The 17033-nt window shown below is 57.2% G+C and carries 16 protein-coding genes and 1 tRNA gene; 10 read left to right on the top strand and 7 right to left on the bottom strand.

Annotated features, from left to right (window positions below):
• Positions 1-6: 6 nt before the first annotated feature.
• The 6 genes from ACR0DX_RS06960 to ACR0DX_RS06935 all read left to right on the top strand — a co-directional run bounded on the left by ACR0DX_RS06960 (position 7) and on the right by ACR0DX_RS06935 (position 4442).
• Complete coding sequence (locus ACR0DX_RS06960) at positions 7-1089, top strand: ABC transporter permease (RefSeq protein ID WP_170352266.1); 1083 nt, start codon at positions 7-9, stop codon at positions 1087-1089.
• Complete coding sequence (locus tag ACR0DX_RS06955) at positions 1089-2009, top strand: ABC transporter permease (RefSeq protein WP_170352265.1); 921 nt, start codon at positions 1089-1091, stop codon at positions 2007-2009. Before ACR0DX_RS06960 ends, ACR0DX_RS06955 begins: the two co-directional genes overlap by 1 nt.
• A 34-nt stretch (positions 2010-2043) precedes the next feature.
• A complete protein-coding gene (locus ACR0DX_RS06950) occupies positions 2044-3117 on the top strand; it encodes a BMP family ABC transporter substrate-binding protein (RefSeq protein ID WP_170352264.1) in 1074 nt (357 codons plus the stop codon).
• Positions 3118-3320: 203 nt separating this feature from the next.
• Complete coding sequence (locus ACR0DX_RS06945) at positions 3321-3716, top strand: VOC family protein (RefSeq protein ID WP_170352263.1); 396 nt, start codon at positions 3321-3323, stop codon at positions 3714-3716.
• Between the two features lie 26 nt (positions 3717-3742).
• Positions 3743-4057 (top strand): muconolactone Delta-isomerase family protein, encoded by a 315-nt coding sequence (locus tag ACR0DX_RS06940; protein ID WP_170352262.1) that lies wholly within the window; start codon positions 3743-3745, stop codon positions 4055-4057.
• A 16-nt stretch (positions 4058-4073) separates the two neighbouring features.
• Positions 4074-4442, top strand: a complete 369-nt coding sequence (locus ACR0DX_RS06935; protein ID WP_170352261.1) for a ribbon-helix-helix domain-containing protein — start codon at positions 4074-4076, stop codon at positions 4440-4442.
• 40 nt (positions 4443-4482) lie between these two features.
• Here ACR0DX_RS06935 and ACR0DX_RS06930 read toward each other — a convergent pair whose 3' ends face one another.
• Both ACR0DX_RS06930 and ACR0DX_RS06925 read right to left on the bottom strand, forming a co-directional pair.
• Complete coding sequence (locus ACR0DX_RS06930) at positions 4483-5715, bottom strand: HlyD family secretion protein (protein WP_170352260.1); 1233 nt, start codon at positions 5713-5715, stop codon at positions 4483-4485.
• Between the two features lie 3 nt (positions 5716-5718).
• The gene (locus ACR0DX_RS06925) at positions 5719-6111 is read right to left on the bottom strand and encodes a hypothetical protein (RefSeq protein WP_353393475.1); all 393 of its coding nucleotides are present in this window, start codon (positions 6109-6111) and stop codon (positions 5719-5721) included.
• Positions 6112-6232: 121 nt separating this feature from the next.
• Here ACR0DX_RS06925 and ACR0DX_RS06920 point away from each other — a divergent pair, with 121 nt between their 5' ends.
• Together ACR0DX_RS06920 and ACR0DX_RS06915 are read left to right on the top strand one after the other, a co-directional pair.
• Positions 6233-7297, top strand: coding sequence for an FAD-dependent oxidoreductase (locus ACR0DX_RS06920; protein WP_170352259.1), 1065 nt, complete (start codon positions 6233-6235; stop codon positions 7295-7297).
• On the top strand, positions 7297-7950 hold the full coding sequence (locus ACR0DX_RS06915) for a DUF938 domain-containing protein (RefSeq protein ID WP_170352258.1): 654 nt from the start codon (positions 7297-7299) through the stop codon (positions 7948-7950). Before ACR0DX_RS06920 ends, ACR0DX_RS06915 begins: the two co-directional genes overlap by 1 nt.
• 177 nt (positions 7951-8127) lie before the next feature.
• On the opposite strand, the gene ACR0DX_RS06910 is transcribed toward ACR0DX_RS06915, so the two are convergent.
• The 4 genes from ACR0DX_RS06910 to ACR0DX_RS06895 all read right to left on the bottom strand — a co-directional run bounded on the left by ACR0DX_RS06910 (position 8128) and on the right by ACR0DX_RS06895 (position 15015).
• Entirely contained in the window at positions 8128-10635 is a 2508-nt protein-coding gene (locus ACR0DX_RS06910; protein ID WP_170724373.1) for a GcvT family protein, read from the bottom strand.
• 134 nt (positions 10636-10769) lie between these two features.
• On the bottom strand, positions 10770-12167 hold the full coding sequence (locus tag ACR0DX_RS06905; RefSeq protein WP_170352256.1) for an FAD-linked oxidase C-terminal domain-containing protein: 1398 nt from the start codon (positions 12165-12167) through the stop codon (positions 10770-10772).
• A gap of 24 nt (positions 12168-12191) precedes the next feature.
• The gene (ggt, locus tag ACR0DX_RS06900; RefSeq protein ID WP_170352255.1) at positions 12192-13985 is read right to left on the bottom strand and encodes a gamma-glutamyltransferase; all 1794 of its coding nucleotides are present in this window, start codon (positions 13983-13985) and stop codon (positions 12192-12194) included.
• Positions 13986-14028: 43 nt separating this feature from the next.
• On the bottom strand, positions 14029-15015 hold the full coding sequence (locus ACR0DX_RS06895; protein WP_170353109.1) for a 2-hydroxyacid dehydrogenase: 987 nt from the start codon (positions 15013-15015) through the stop codon (positions 14029-14031).
• A 168-nt stretch (positions 15016-15183) separates the two neighbouring features.
• On the opposite strand from ACR0DX_RS06895, the gene ACR0DX_RS06890 reads away from it, so the two are divergent.
• Positions 15184-15675, top strand: a complete 492-nt coding sequence (locus ACR0DX_RS06890) for an SH3 domain-containing protein (protein WP_170353108.1) — start codon at positions 15184-15186, stop codon at positions 15673-15675.
• 18 nt (positions 15676-15693) lie between these two features.
• On the opposite strand, the gene ACR0DX_RS06885 is transcribed toward ACR0DX_RS06890, so the two are convergent.
• The gene (locus tag ACR0DX_RS06885; RefSeq protein ID WP_170352254.1) at positions 15694-16602 is read right to left on the bottom strand and encodes a haloalkane dehalogenase; all 909 of its coding nucleotides are present in this window, start codon (positions 16600-16602) and stop codon (positions 15694-15696) included.
• Between the two features lie 282 nt (positions 16603-16884).
• Between ACR0DX_RS06885 and ACR0DX_RS06880 the strand changes: the two genes are divergently transcribed.
• Positions 16885-16959: transfer RNA gene (locus ACR0DX_RS06880), tRNA-Gln, on the top strand.
• Positions 16960-17033: the final 74 nt, after the last annotated feature.

The following is a 17033-nucleotide window of genomic DNA, read 5'->3' as shown; positions in this document are numbered from 1 at the left end:
GAGCGGATGATTGTGTTGGAGAAACGGCCACAGCCGTCCAAGGCGTGGTCTTATGCCACCCCTTTGGTCGCGGTGTTGGCGACAATGGTATTCGGCGGGCTGCTGTTCGCCATTCTAGGGAAGAACCCGATCGAGGCCATCGGCACCATTTTCTGGGAACCCCTGTTCGGTGAGTTTGCATTCTATTACCGCCCGCAGCTGCTGGTGAAAGGGGCGCCTTTGGTGCTGATCGCTATTGGTCTGTCGCTGGGTTTCCGTGCCGGCATATGGAATATCGGGGCCGAGGGGCAATATATCATGGGCGCCATATTTGGGGCCGGTGCGGGTCTGGCCTTTTACCCACTGGACGCGTTTTACATTTTTCCGATCATGGTAATCGCGGGGGCATTCGGTGGCTGGCTCTGGGCGATGATCCCGGCCTTTCTGAAGGTTCGCTTTGGCACCAACGAAATCCTTGTCTCGCTGATGCTGGTCTACGTTGCCGAGCAGATGCTGGCCTCGGTGTCGCTTGGCTTGTTGAAAAACCCCGAGGGGTTTGGCTTTCCCGGGTCGCGTAATCTGCAATCCTATGACAGTGCGCATAATGCCGAGTTGATCGCGGGATCTGGGATGCACTGGGGCGTCGTGACAGCCCTCATCGCAGTGATCTTTTCCTATGTCCTTCTGAACCGGCACATGCTGGGCTTTCACATCCGTTTGACCGGTGAAGCTCCGCGCGCTGCGAAGTTTGCCGGTGTGAACCCGGCCCGTCTGATCCTGTTTTGTCTGGGCCTGTCCGGCGCTCTGGCCGGTCTGGCGGGGATGTTCGAGGTCTCAGGCCCTTCGGGCGTGGTCAGCATCGACTTCAACGTAGGCTACGGTTTCACCGCGATCATTGTGGCCTTCCTTGGCCGTCTGCACCCGGTGGGTATCCTGCTGGCCGGCGGCTTGATGGCGCTGACCTATATCGGAGGTGAAATCGCGCAGTCTCAGTTGGGCCTGCCGGCCGCTGCAATTCAGGTGTTCCAGGGGATGCTTCTGTTCTTCCTGCTGGCTTTCGATCTTCTGACAAACTACCGCATCCGTGCGGCACGTAGCGAGGTGGCGTAATGGACCTTGGTGAAATTAACCCCGTCCTTCTGGTCGCCTCTTTGATGGTGGCCGCAACCCCCCTGCTGCTGGCCGCGATCGGAGAGCTGGTTGTTGAAAAAGCAGGCGTTTTGAACCTTGGCGTCGAGGGCATGATGATCGTCGGCGCGATCAGTGGCTTTGCGATCTCGGTCGAGACCGGGTCACCTTGGCTGGGCTTTATCGCGGCAGCCATTGGCGGCGCGGTTCTGTCTTTATTGTTTGTGGTGCTGACACAGGTGGCTTTGGCCAACCAGGTCGCCAGCGGTCTTGCCCTGACCCTGTTCGGACTCGGCTTTAGCGCTCTGATGGGGCAAAGCTATGTAGGCGTCAAACCCCCGAGCATGGGAGATATACATATTCCGGTGATCAGCGATATTCCGGTGATCGGTCCTATCCTGTTCCAGCACGACCCTATCCTTTATGTCGGCATCGCTTTGACTGCAGCGGTTTGGGCTACGCTAAAGTACACTCGTGTCGGTCTGATCCTGCGCGCGGTCGGGGAAAACCACGATGCCGCGCACGCGCTTGGCTACAAGGTCATCAAGATCCGCGTCATGGCGATCCTGTTCGGCGGAGCTTGTGCGGGCCTGGGCGGAGCCTACATCAGCCTGATCCGTGTGCCCCAATGGACCGAGGGCATGACCGCCGGGGTTGGCTGGATCGCCCTTGCACTGGTGGTGTTCGCCAGTTGGAAGCCGTGGCGTGCATTGCTGGGTGCCTATTTGTTCGGCGGTATCACCGTTTTGCAGCTCAATTTGCAGGCGGCGGGCGTTGCCATTCCGGTCGAGTATCTGGCAATGTCGCCCTACATCATCACGATCCTTGTGCTTGTGATCCTTTCGGCCGACAAGAGCAGCGCACCTGCCTCACTGGGCCGGACCTTCCATGCCTCGCACTAGACGGGGCCAACTGAACCAACTTGGGGAGTACCACATGAAATTCACTACACTTTTGGCAAGCGCCGCCATGGCGCTCGGGCTGGCTTCGGGAGCGATGGCCGACGAAAAGACAAAGGTCGGCTTCGTTTACGTTGGCCCAGTCGGCGATGGCGGCTGGACCTACGAACACAACAAAGGTCGTCTGGCCGTTGAAGAAGAGTTTGGCGACAAGGTTGAAACCGTGTTTGTCGAGTCCGTCCCAGAAGGCCCCGACGCCGAGCGCGTAATGACGCAGATGGCGCTGGAAGGCGCAGACCTGATCTTTACCACCTCGTTTGGTTACATGGACCCGACCATCAACGTTGCCAAGAAATTCCCGAACGTGAAGTTCGAGCACGCGACCGGCTATAAAACCGCCGAAAACGTCTCGGTCTATTCGGCGCGTTTCTACGAAGGCCGCGCGGTTCAGGGTCACATAGCGGGTAAGATGACTAAGTCGAACATCATCGGTTATATTGGATCCTACCCGATCCCTGAAGTGATCCGCGGCATCAACTCGGCCTATCTGCACGCTAAAGCCGTAAACCCGGATGTCGAGTTCAAGATCATCTGGGCCTACACCTGGTTTGACCCCGCAAAAGAAGCTGACGCCGCCACCGTACTGATCGAACAGGGCGCTGACGTGATCCTGCAGCACACTGACTCGACCGCACCGCAGGCCGCCGCACAAGAAGCGGGCAACGTGGTCACCTTCGGTCAGGCATCTGACATGAGCGAATACGCCCCCTTCCCGCGCGTCTCGTCAATCATTGATGACTGGGCACCCTACTACATCGCACGGACCAAGGCTGTGATGGACGGCACATGGGAAAGCGCGAACACCTGGGACGGTATCCGCGAAGGCATGGTCGCTATCGGCGAGATTTCCGACGCGGTACCTGCTGATGTCAAGGAAGAGGCGCTGGCTTTGAAAGCCGCAATGGCTGCAGGTGAATACCACCCCTTCACCGGCCCGATCAAAAAGCAGGACGGCAGCGACTGGCTGGCGGACGGTGAAACAGCCGATGACGGTACCCTGGCTGGCATGAACTTCTACGTTGAAGGGCTGGAAGGCGAAATTCCGCAGTAAACCAGTATCTCAGCGAATACTTGTAAGGCCCGCGGAATTTGCGGGCCTTTTTTCTTGGTCTGCTTTTGACGTGTACTTTGGCCTTGAGGGCGGCAACCATCAACCGAGTTGCATGCCTTCTTCAGCAAAAATTCAGGGTTGTATTAGTCCTATAATACCACTTCGCGTTCTCTGCCCGGTACAAAGCCGCAGGAGGTGCGCAGATGGCAAAACTTGCACACAGCATGATCCGGGTTATCGATGAAGACCGGGCCGTGACGTTTTATAAGACAGCTTTTGATCTGAAGGTTAAGGATCGGCTCGACTTTGAAAGCTTTACCCTGATCTACATGATTTCGGAAGGTTCCGATTTCGAGCTAGAACTGACCATAAACAAAGATCGTAGTGAACCTTATGATCTGGGTAATGGATACGGTCACATCGCCTTTGTCGTCGATGACCTGGACGCCATGCATGGTCACATCCGTGATCTAGGAGCCCATCCCAAAGACATCGTGGATTTCCGTCCCGGAGGAACGCGCGTAGCGCGGTTTTTCTTTGTGTCGGACCCCGACGGTTATCAAATCGAAGTGATCGAAAAAGGTGGTCGCTTTATCTAAACGCGTCAAAAAACTCGGAGGAAAACATGCTTTATCAACTGAATTTCAACGTTGAATACGATGCTACGATGGCCCAGCAAGGTCTGCTGGGAGTCTGGGCAGAAGAGGCCGAAGCCGCCTTGGGCGCGAAGTCGGCGGGCGTCGTCAAAGACTTGTGGAAGGTTGTCGGTGAACGCAAAGTGACGGCGATCGTCGATGTCGAAGATCCAGATACTCTGGACAGGATTCTGTTCGATCTGCCCATCATGCAGAAAATGGGTCATCATGTTAAGGTCGAGGTGAAGTCATTGCGTCGATACGAAGACTTCGCGGCCGACGTCAAAGAGCGGCTGGGACGCTGAAGCGAAGGGGAACCCAATGTGCCAGTTGTTTATCGATGCCGATCCGGCGCTTTGGGCTTCTCACACCCGTTCATTCCGAATGGAAGGTATGGTCACCAGCGTGCGCCTGGAAGAGCTCTTCTGGCGTACGCTTGAAACCGTCAGCGAGAGGGATGAGCTTACCGTGCCCCAACTGTTGCACAGGCTATACAATGAAAGCCTGGATGCAGGGCATGATGTAGGTAATTTTACGTCATTCTTGCGGGTCTGTTGTTTGCGGTATCTTGATTTGCAACTACGCGGTCTGATCCCGCTTGAAGCACACGTCAACCTGTCTTTGCTTCCAGCCCAAGATATTCTGTCACTTGAACAAAAGGCCCGCGCCGAGAATGCCCCAAAACTATGATGTTTTGGGGCGTCTCTGTAACCATGTAGCGAATTTGTCGTTAATGCCCGCTCAGAACCAGAGTGTTCACAGGCATCAGGATCAACCGCAAGCGCAGACCCGCTGCGTGCACCACACCGATCGTATCGACCACGTGCAAGAACGCTGCATGCCAGAAGCCCAGATCTTCATGCTCCAGCCTCTCGTGATTGCTGGTGTAGACATTCGCCAAACAGTTGCTGCCCGGAGGGATGTCATCAGCCATGCCTTTGTAGAGCGGTTCCATGTAAACAAGGATCGAGCCAGGGTAGGTGTTGGCCTGCACGTCACGCAATTCGTCGGACGGGCGCAGTTGCCCCGATGGGATCACGTCCTGAACCTGCACCACGACCATTGGGATGACGGTAAAGGGCTTGGTCATACAACCCAACTCGCCAATCATGCCGGGCTTGATGACTTGTGCAGACATCTGGTTGAACGCGGCCTGAAACCGATCATGCCCCGAATGCGACGGCACCAGAATGCCCGCAGGGCGCAACAGGGGGCTTACGAAATCGCCGACCTGCAGGCCGAATTGCTCGATCCGACCTGTCACACCTGCGGCAACAACGGTCTTGTCCAACTCGGTCAGGGCCGCGTCCAGTTGCGCGTTCGCACTGGCAAGCTGTGCCGGGATCAGCTCTTCGATCTGTTGAACAACAGCGGCTCGTTTCGCCTCTGCAGCCACAAGTTTGGCTTCGCGTTCAGCCACGATGTTTTCCAGCCGGTCAATTTCGGCCAGACGCACGGCACTGGACCCTTCGTCGCGCAGAGTCGTGTTACGCTCAAGGTCCTCAATCGCCTGATCCAGCGAGGCCTTGGCACCCGCAATTCCGGCAGTCGCTTCGGCCAGATCGGTCTCGGCCACTTTCAAAGAGGCCTGAACCTGCGCGATCTGCGCATGGGCAGCCTCGACCATTGCCGTTTGGGTAAAATCTTCCATTCGGAAAATAGGCTGTCCAGCAACAACCAGCTGGTTGTTGGTCACATAAACCTCGGCGACGCGTCCACCCAATTGCGGCAGGATTGTTACCGTACGAAAGTAAGACGCTGCTGTCTTGCTGGCAGGGTGAAAATAGAACAGCGTAGTGATCACGGTCAGCGCCAGAATGGCGCAGGTGGTCAGACCCCAGCGCAACTCATACCACATGGTGAACAGGGTAATCTCGTGCCCGATCCGTTTGCCTTGGACAAAGCGACGGAACAAATAATCCGGTAGCACCGTGACCAGTGCACACATCAGCGTTTCAAGCATATCTTATTGCTCCTGATGTTCGGGCGACTGGGGCACGGGTGGATCCTGACGCTGCGGCCCCAAAGATCGGATCGCGTCGGCAATCGCACGCAATGGCGCACCTATGTCGGGAAATTGAAAACCGGCGACCAAGATGGCGGCAATCCAGAACAAGCCGTTATGAGTAAACAAAGCCAGCAGGGCAAGAATACCAACCAGTTGAAACTGGGGATGATTGGATTCGTGTGCGATTTTTTCCGGAATCGAATGCAGCGTGAAATACCCCACACCAATCAAGATGATCACACCGACCGTAAATACGAACATGAACGTCAAAAGATAATCACTGCCATCCGCCTGGACCACGTAGTGCGGAATATGTCCCGTGGCCATTGGGTGTAAATCTGCGGCTGTCACCCTGCCCTCCTATAATTGTATATGACGTGTTTGGATGGGTTGATGCCCAAATTCAAGCCTGCTTAGTATGCGCTGCGCGGCTTGCCCCGTCTGTGCGTTTTTTTTCAAGGATTCAAGCGGCATGATAGATTTCCTCATCATCGGTGGAGGGATAGCTGGCCTCAGCACCGGGGCGCGCCTTTCTGCTTTCGGTAAAGTTGCTGTGCTCGAGGCCGAAGACGCCCTTGGGTACCATGCCTCTGGCCGCTCGGCCGCCATGTTCGAGGAAAGCTATGGCCCTCCATCGGTTGTCGCGTTGAACCGGGCCAGCGCCGGGTTTCTGCACGAAGGTGGGTATCTTACCCCACGCGGTCTTATGATGGTTGCCAACGCATCGCAGCAAGAGGCCTTTGACCGCGATGTCAGCGACCTTTCAATGCAAGTTATCTCCAACTCGGACGCAGTTTCGCGTGTGCCTATCCTGAACCCAGAGGTCCTGAGCAACGCGGCGATCAGCGACGCCGCATTCGACATCGACACCGACCGTTTGATGCAGGATTTCGCCCGAACCATTCGCCGCAATGACGGAGAGGTTCTGACCAAAAACCGTGTCACGTCCCTGAAAAAACACAAGAACTGGGTGGTTGACGGCCAACATCGTTACGAAGCGTGCCTTGTCATCAATGCCGCCGGACCCTGGGTCGACGAGGTCGCTGCTTTGGCTGGGATTGCGCCGGTTGGTATCAGTCCTAAGCGACGATCGATGGCACGCATTCCAGCTCCGGGTGGCTACGATGTTCGAGATTGGCCCATGATGCTGGGTGCAGGCGAAGGGTGGTATGCCAAACCAGACGCAGGCAGTCTGATCGTCTCTCCGTCCGAGGCGACCCCTGTACCGCCACATGACGCCTATGCGGACGACATGATCCTTGCCGAAGGGCTGGCCCGGTACGAAGAAATGATGACTGAACCCGTTACCCGGCTTGAGGCCAACTGGGCTGGGCTACGCAGCTTTGCCCCGGACGGCACATTGGTTCTGGGGCCGGAACCGTCCGAGCCGACATTTATCTGGTCTGCCGGTCAGGGCGGGTATGGGTTCCAGACATCGCCCGCCGCGTCTAAGCTGGTTGCAGATTTGGTAACTGGCGCGACCTCTGACTTAGACGCAGACAGTGTAAACGCCCTAAAGCCCTGCAGGTTCCGATAATGAGCAAACGCACCCTTCCCGCAAACGCCAGTGTTGCAACGCAGGCCGAGGGCGCCCGAATGATCGCCCCGGCGGCCACCCGCAACACCGAAGCCTTATCAGACCTACTTGCGGAATGGGCTCCGACCGCTGGCCAAGCGCTGGAGCTTGCCAGTGGCACAGGGCAGCACGTCAGCGCATTCGCCCGAAAACTGCCCGGTTTGGTGTGGCAACCGACTGAAATTGAGCCAGAGCGGCGCTCTAGCATCGACACGTATGCTGCCGAGCATGCCAATATTGCCAACTCTGTGGAATTGGATGCAACGGCAGCGGGGTGGCATGAAGAGTATGGTGAACGCGACCTGATTGTCCTGATCAACTTGACGCATCTGATCAGCTGGCAGGAAACTCAAACCATTCTGACTGAGGCTGCTAAGGCCCTGAATCCACGCGGACGCTTTATCCTTTACGGGCCTTTCATGCGATCAGGGCAACTGACCAGTGATGGTGACCAACGGTTCCATGACGCGTTGGTGCAACAAGATACGGAAATCGGGTACAAGAACGATCAAGACATTATCGGGTGTATGCTGGAACAGGGCCTCACCCTTGTGAAAACCATTGAGATGCCTGCAAACAATTTGGCGTTTGTAGTGGAAAAGCCTGGCCTCTGATCGAAACCCAAACCTGTTGCCGGTGTGTCTGCTACCCCGTTAGGCTGGGTTATCCTATCACACGAGCCTACAGCTTCTGCAGTAATTCACGGCTTTCTCTGACCGAAAACGCCTGACCTGCCAAATCGGATTTTTCAGGCGGCGCATTTTTTGCGCCGCCCGAGTTGATACTCTGTATTAACCGTCCTTTCGGATGGTTTCGTTCTTTGGATCATATGGGCTGTCGCAGGTCACAACCGCATCCCACAGCTTGTCCTGTATTTTAACTTGCAGCTTGGTGCCTTCGACCGCCAGCTCAGGCTTCACATAGCCCATGCCGATAGATTTCTCGAACGCGACCGAATAACCGCCCGAGGTCAGACGGCCCACGCGTTCACCTTCCGGCGTATACAGCGCCTCGCGGCCCCACGGGTCCGCATCGTCCGGCCCGTCAATCAGCAGAGTGCAGCACTTCACGCGCACACCGGTCTCTTCCAGCTTGGCCTTGCCGTAGAAGTCTTTCGACAGGTCGACAAAGCGCGGCAGATCGGCTTCCAGCGGGGTTGCATCGCGACCCAGCTCGGTGCCGAAGGCGCGATAGGATTTCTCCTGACGCAGCCAGTTCTGGGCGCGGGCGCCGACCAGCTTCATACCGTGTTTCTCACCGGCTTTTTCCAGTAGGTCGAACAGATAGTTCTGCATCTCGATCGGGTGGTGCAGTTCCCAACCCAGTTCGCCGGTATAGGCCACGCGGATCGCGTTGACCGGGCACATGCCCAGCTCGATCTGACGGGCCGACAGCCACGGGAAGCGTTTGTTGGACAATGCGGTTTCCGGATCGGCGTCTTTGATGACCTCTTTCAGAACGTCACGCGACTTGGGTCCGGCGATGGCGAAGACGCCCCACTGGGTGGTCACGTCCTGGATCTCGATGTAACCGAACTCCTCCATCTTGTCCTCGGCCGCCTTGCGCAGATAATCCGCGTCATACTCGGTCCAGGCACCGGCAGAGACGATGTAGTAGTTGTTCTCGCCATTGCGAACGATGGTGTATTCGGTGCGGGTGGTCCCATGCGAGGTCAGCGCGTAGGTCAGGTTGATGCGACCGACCTTGGGCAGCTTGTTGCAGGTGAACCAATCCAGGAACTGAGTCGCACCGGGGCCTTTGACGACGTGCTTGGTGAAGGCCGACGCGTCGATCAGGCCCACGCCTTCGCGGATCGCCTTGGCTTCTTCCACGGCGTGTTTCCACCAGCCACCGCGACGGAAGCTGCGGCTTTCTTTGTCGAAGTTATCAGGCGCATCGACGGGGCCAAAATAGTTCGGACGTTCCCAGCCGTTGACCCAGCCAAACTGAGCACCGCGCGCTTTCTGGCGGTCATAGGCCGGAACAGTACGCAGCGGACGGCAGGCTTCACGCTCTTCGTCGGGGTGGTGCAGGATGTAGACGTGCTCATAGCATTCTTCGTTCTTGCGCGCCGCGAATTCGGTGGTCATCCAGTTCGACGAATACCGTTTGGGGTCCAGCGAGGCCATGTCGATCTCGGCTTCGCCGTCAACCATCATCTGCGCCAGGTAATAGCCAGTGCCGCCTGCAGCAGTGATCCCGAACGAGAAGCCCTCGGCCAGCCACATATTGCGCAGGCCCGGAGCCGGACCAACCAGCGGGTTGCCGTCGGGGGTATAGCAGATCGGGCCGTTAAAATCGTCTTTCAGGCCGGATTCGGCGCAGGACGGCACACGCTCAGCCATCGCCATGTACTGATCCGCGATCCGGTCCAGATCCAGCGGGAAAAGGTCAGCACGGAAGCTGTCGGGCACGCCATGTTCAAAGCGCGCGGGAGCACCGTGTTCGTAGATACCCAAAATCCAGCCGCCACGTTCCTCTCGCGCATAGGACTCGTTGTCAGCGTCACGAACAACAGGGTGTTCGGGGTTACCGGCTTCACGCCATTTGACCAGCTCGGGGTCTTTGTCCATGACGATAAAAGTGTGCTCGACCGGGATCGCAGGCATCTTGATGCCCAGCATCTTGGCGGTGCGCTGTGCGTGGTTACCCGATGCGGTCACGACATGTTCGGCCGTGATAACCACCTGCTCGTCGCTTTCGACAAGGTTGCCACCTTTTTCAACCATCTTGGTGCAGGTGACTTCCCAGTGGGTGCCGTTCCAATGGAAGGCATCGGCCTGCAGTTTTCGGACGATATCAACTCCGCGCTGACGGGCACCCTTGGCCATCGCCTGCGTTACGTCTGCGGGGTTAATATAGCCATCTTCGGTGTGATAGATCGCGCCCTTCAGGTCCGAGGTTTCGATCAGCGGCCAGCGTTCCTTGATCTGCTCGGGTGTCAGCCATTCATAAGCCACGTCACAGGTCTCGGCGGTCGAGGCATAGAGCATGTATTCGTCCATACGCTCTTGCGTCTGCGCCATGCGAAGGTTGCCGACCACGGCAAAGCCCGCGTTCAGGCCGGTCTCTTCTTCAAGCGTCTTGTAGAAATCGACCGAGTACTTGTGGATGTGGGTGGTCGCATAGGACATGTTGAACAGCGGCAACAAGCCCGCTGCGTGCCACGTAGAACCAGATGTCAGCTCGTCCCGTTCGATCAGCATCACATCGTCCCAGCCTGCCTTGGCAAGGTGGTATGCAATCGAGGTCCCGACGGCACCGCCGCCGACAACCAGTGCTTTGACTTGGGTTTTCATTCGCCCGCTCTCCGGATTGAGTCTGTTTGGCAAGGTTTATGCCCAAGCCTGCGTCTCAGCGCGAAGTCCAGCCGACGCAAAAAAGGGCAAAACCGACCTTTGGTGGCGCATTCACTCAAATGGAAGTGAAGCAGCTACAGAATTTTGCCGGGGTTCATGATGTTGTCGGGATCCAGCGCCGCCTTAATGGCTGCCATATAACGAGTGGCTTCACCCAGTTCTTTGACCAGATACGGACGCTTGCCCTGACCGATTCCATGCTCTCCGGTGCAGGTACCCTCCATCGAGATCGCAAGATCGTTGAGCCAACCCACAAAACCATCGGCTTTTACGACCTCATCGGCATTGTCCATGTCAATCAGCAACAAGGTGTGAAAGTTGCCGTCTCCGACATGCCCAACCATGGGGGCCATCAAGCCCAGCTCTTGCGCCTTATCCTGCGTGGCCGTGACGCACTCGGCCAGTCGCGAGATCGGAACGCAGACATCGGTGGAGATTCCGCGCGCGCCCGGCCGAAGCTGCAGGCTTGCCCAATACATATCGTGCCGGGCTTGCCACAGCTTGTTCCGCTCTTCGGTGGTCGTGGTCGCAGTAAAGTCCGTACCCTGAAATTCTTCAGCGATTTGACCGAAGGTCTCGGCCTGTTCGACGGCACCGTGTTCCGAGCCGTGAAACTCAAGCAACAGCAGCGGCGATTCCGGCAGGGTCAGCCCGGAATAGGCATTGGCGGCGCGCACCGACATCTCGTCCAGCAGTTCTATACGGGCAACAGGCACACCGTATTGAATGGTCATCATCACAGCCTGACAGGCCGCATCGACGGTTGGAAAAGAACAACGCGCCGAGGAGATTACCTCGGGGATGCCCTGCAGTCGCAACGTGATCTCGGTAATGATGCCCAGCGTGCCTTCGGCGCCGATCAGCAAACGGGTCAAATCATACCCGGCCGAGGATTTTTTGGCCCGGTGGCCGGTACGTATGATCTGCCCGTCGGGCATCACGGCCTCAAGGCTGAGGATATTATCCTTCATCGTACCGTAGCGCACCGCGTTCGTACCCGAGGCGCGCGTGGCCGCCATTCCACCCAGCGACGCATTCGCGCCGGGATCGATTGGAAAGAACAGGCCCTGATCGCGCAGATGGGTATTCAGATCTTCGCGCGTGACACCGGGTTGCACGACACAGTCCAGATCGCTGGCATTCACGGCCAGCACCTTGTTCATCTGTGTCAGATCAACCGAAATTCCTCCGGCAGGCGCATTCACATGCCCCTCAAGCGAGGTTCCCGTGCCAAACGCGATCACCGGAACCTTGTGTGTGGCGCAGGCTTTGACAATCTCGGCCACTTCGTCGGTAGAATGCGGAAAAACAACGGCGTCGGGGCTTTGGTTTTCAATCCAGGTCGTCGTGTGGCCATGCTGTTCACGAATGGCCTGACCGGTTTGCAACCGGTCGCCGAATTTCTGTTTCAGAATTCCGACAACCGTTTGGATCCCGTTTTCATTCCGGGGCAACGCAACTACCTGCACCATGCTGCTCCTTATTTAGGCGCTGGGTTATTCGCCCAGCGCAATGCCTTCACGTCTTGGATCCGCGCCACCAATCAGAACGTCGCCGATCTCGATCGCGTGCAACCCCGAGGTCAGGTCGCGCGGATTAACCTCGTATCCCAGTGCGGTCAGACCATCCGTGAACCCTTCGGCTGCGGTGCCTTGTTCCACGTCATAGGTGCCGAACCGGTTGACCAGATGCGGCAAGGACAGGGCCTGCTGGACATCCATATCCCAGTCTGCCCACGCGATGATCGACTTGGCGACATAGCCGATGATCCGGCTGCCTCCGGGCGAGCCGATGGCCAGAACCGGTTTACCGTCCTGCATTACGATTGTCGGGCTCATCGAAGACCGGGGCCGCTTGCCCGGTTCAAGCCGATTGGCAATTGGCACACCATCCTTGTGGGTCTTGAACGAGAAGTCAGTCAATTCGTTGTTCAACAAGAACCCGTTGGTCATGAGACGGGATCCAAACCCATTCTCAATGGTCGTGGTCATCGAAAGGACATTGCCGTATTGATCCACGATCGAAATATGCGATGTCGATGGCAGCTCGATCGACACGTCATCTGCCCAGTTTGATGCATGATCGAAGGCCGGGTTACCCGGTTTCGCGTCGATCAAAGCACCATCTGTGTTCAAAAGCTCTCCGCGTTCGGACAGATAGCCGGGGTCGACCAGCCCCTGTGTCGGCATCGGGACAAAGTCGTGATCGGCCATGTAGCGGCCGCGATCAGCGAAAGCCAGCCGCGAGGCATCTCCGATCAGACGCCAGGTATTGATATCTTCTGGTCCGTACTCGGCCAGATCATACCCGTCCAACATGCCCAGGATCTGCCCAACTGTCAGCGCGCCCGAAGATGGCGGCCCCATCCCGCAGACCTCGTAGGCGCGATAGGTCGCGCAGACCGGTTCACGTTCAATCACCTGATACAGCGCCAGATCGATGCCCGACAATACACCAGGATTGCCTTCGGCCCCGCGAACGGTGCTAACGATCCCGGCGGCGATCTCTCCGCCATAGAAGCCAGCCGAGCCTTCGCTGGCAAGCGTCCGCAGCGTGTCAGCATAGTCCGGATTCACCAGACGCTGCCCCTGCTCAAGCGGCTTGCCATCCGGCAGGAAATACGAGGCCGTCACCGGAAAACGTGACAGTCGCTCGGCGTCCTTTTCAACAAGGCTTGCCAACCGGGGCGAAACCAGGAATCCGTCGTCAGCCAGTGTGATCCCGTCTGCAAAAAGGCTGGGCCATGGGCTGCGGCCCCAGCGGCGATGCGCTTCTTCCAACAGTGCCGGGGTGCCTGGTGTTCCGACAGACAAGCCGCCGACAACAGCATCGAAGAACTTGAGCGGCTCGCCATTTTCATCCTGAAACAGACGATGGTTTGCCTCTAACGGAGCCGTTTCACGGCCATCCAACGTGGTTATCCTACCGGTTGCGGCATCATACCAGACCAGGAACGCACCGCCCCCAAGGCCCGACGACTGAGGTTCAACTAGACCCAGTACTACCTGAACGGCAACCATCGCATCGGCGGCTGATCCTCCGGCCCGCAAAACCTTGGCCCCAGCTTCAACTGCCAGCGGGTTCGCTGCGGCGACCATCCAGTTTTCCGAAGTGACCGGCTCGCCCGCAAGCTTGGCTTCCAGTGCGGCGATGACCTCTTCGGTCAGGCCCTGCACCTGCCCGGTCGAACCGCCTTCGGGCGCGGCGGTGTCGGCTGCTTCTTGCGCTATGGCCGGGCCAACAAAGGCCATGACGGACAATAACAATCCTGAAATCAGACTTCGTTTCATAGTGTCCTCCTAGAAAATAAAAGCAACCAGCCTGCGTGATGCGTCAGAGCATGGCAGGAACCACCTGATCCGGTGGGCGGTGGCCGTCTTCGAATGTTTTGATATTGATAATGACCTTTTCGCCCATCTCAATCCGGCCTTCCAATGTCGCGGACCCCATATGAGGCAGCAACACGACATTGGACAATTGCCGCAGGCGTGGGTTCACATCGGTGCCGTGCTCATACACATCCAGACCGGCCCCGGCGATCTCGCCCGAGCGGATCAACCGGGTCAAAGCGTTCTCATCGATCACCTCGCCGCGCGAAGTGTTCACGATCACCGCCGAGGGTTTCATCAGCTTCAGCCGCCGCGCGTTCATCAGGTGAAAAGTGGACGGTGTAGACGGGCAGTTGATAGAAATCACATCCATCCGCGCAACCATCTGGTCAAGGCTTTCCCAATAGGTTGCCTCAAGCTCCTGTTCCGTTTCAGGCCGTAGCCGGCGGCGGTTATGGTAGTGCACCTGCATCCCAAAGGCGCTGGCCCGCCGCGCTACGGCCTGACCGATCCGGCCCATACCAAGGATGCCCAGACGGCGCCCACCGATTCTGCCGCCCAACAACGCATTAGGAGCCCATCCATCCCATTCGGATTTTTGCATCACCGAGAGCCCCTCGGGGATACGACGCGTCACGGCAAGAATCAGCGCCATAGTCATGTCGGCGGTATCATCGGTCAGCACACCCGGAGTGTTGGACACCAGAATGCCCCGCTGGCGGGCGGTTGCCACATCAATATTGTCGACCCCTGCACCATAGTTGGCGATCAGACGCAGGTTCTCACCCGCCTGCCCCAGCAGCCCGCCGTCGATTGTATCGGTGATGGTGGGAACCAGCACATCTGCCTCTTTGACCGCGGCGACAAGCTCATCTCGGGTCATGGGGGCATCGTCGGTACGCAGCTGAACATCGAACAGTTCGCTCAATCGCGTTTCCACCGCCTCGGGCAACCGTCGCGTAACGACAACACTCAGACGTTCTCTTGGCACCTGTGCACTCCCACTGCTTTGCAAAACTTCGCGCGCCATGGCATCGTGGCGCAGGAAAAGGCGGGGCACAAGAACCCCAAGGGCATTGAAACCACCTTTTTTCGAAACAAGATCAACAGGCACAAGAGCAGACCGTCAGTGAGTGGTATTCTACCCGCAAAACGCCGAATAGCGGCGCTGATAAGCGTGATCCTGATAGGAATTTGCGCGTCAAGCGCAGCTGCACAGGATAAACGCGGCCAAGTCACAAACCTGCCGCTGCCGCGTTTCGTCTCGATGAAGGCGGCCGAGGGAAATGTGCGGCGCGGCCCGTCTTTGACACATCGAATCGACTGGGTCTTCAAACGGCGTGGGATGCCCTTGCAGGTGACGGCCGAATTCGGAAACTGGCGGAAGGTTCAGGATCGCGACGGAGCCGGTGGCTGGGTACACTATGCTTTGTTGTCAGGCGTACGGACGGTTTTGATCGAATCCGAAATGCTGCCCGTATACACCAACCCCGATCCGAACTCACCGGTCAGCGCCCAGTTCGAGGCCGGAGTTGTTGCCCGGCTGGGCAGTTGCACCATTGACTGGTGTCGGATCTCAGCCGGTGGTTACAAAGGCTGGACACTCAAGTCGAATCTTTGGGGAGTAGACCCCGGTGAAGTTCGCGAATGATCCGCCATGCTCCGGTAACTAGGACGTCCTTTCAATAAAATCGCAGGTCAGCTTTACCAGTTCGACGCCAACATCCTCTTGCAGAAAGTGGCCTGCCTTGTGCAGCACGACATGCGGTTGTCCCGCGGCGCCGGGGCACAGTTTTTGGAATATCTGATCGATCCCTGCCATGACTTTGTCATCTGCACCAAAGGCCGTAAGAACCGGTGTTGTAAGTCCCTGTATCACCTCCCAAGCCTGCCTGTTGGGTCCAGCGGCCGGATCGTCCGGTGACGCGGGAACAAGCATGGGGAACTGGCGCGCTCCGGCTTTGTAGCTTTCATCGGGAAACGGAGCGTCATAGGCTGCCAATGTCTCGTCGGACAAGCTCGTCTCGGTTCCGCCTTGAAGGATGCCACCTGCCGGAAAAACCGGGACAGTCTGACTGAATGTCCGCCATTTTTCGAACGCCTCACCCATTGGCTGATCACCAGTGGGTAAAGCCGTATTCGAAACCACAATACGTGCGAATCTGTCCGGCATTTCTGCCCATAGTCTCAGGCCGATCAAACCGCCCCAGTCCTGACAGAACAACGTAACGTTATGTAGATCCGTTTTGCGAAGCCATTCTCCCATCCAGGCCACATGGCGCGCATAGGTGTAATCGTCGCGCTCGGTCGGTTTGTCCGACCGCCCAAAGCCAATCAAATCCGGTGCAATCGCCCGATGACCCTGCGCAACGAATCCCTTAATCATATGTCGGTACAGGTATGACCAACTTGGCTCACCATGCATCATCAAGACAGGCGCGGCCTCTTGCGGTCCTTGGTCGACATGGTGGATTCGCATAAACCCGCCTTCAGTGTCGTCGATCTGTGTATAATGCGGAGTGAAATCGTAGTCCGACAATTCTTGGAAACGTTCGTCTGGTGTGCGCAGATATTTCATCTTTCACCTACTTTTTATGATGGGCTATTTAAATGAATGGCACGCACTTAGGTCGCCTGTCACATCACAATGCCTAGCAGCGGTTTCCGAGCACACCGTTTTTGCGGCGATCTTCTAGAGCTTGAGGGCTACGAGCCTTGAAAAAGCGATCCCTTTAATGCTGTCCTGAAGGCCCCAGTATGGCGGCTGCTCAGGTTTGAAAAAATATTTTAACCTGAGCTGATTTTTTGCCTGAAAGGACTTGAACCCCCCAGACAACAATCGTAGATAGCGCCTCACCGTTGGGGTGTAGCCAAGTGGTAAGGCAGCGGTTTTTGGTACCGTGTATCGTAGGTTCGAATCCTACCACCCCAGCCAGTTCATCAGAACATGGAACGAGACTAGGCACTTGGTTCAGTTATACCCGAGAAATGCCCCCGTTTATGCCCCAG

The organism is Ruegeria sp. D3, assembly GCF_056534465.1.
This window is presented reverse-complemented; position numbering and strand designations above follow the sequence as displayed.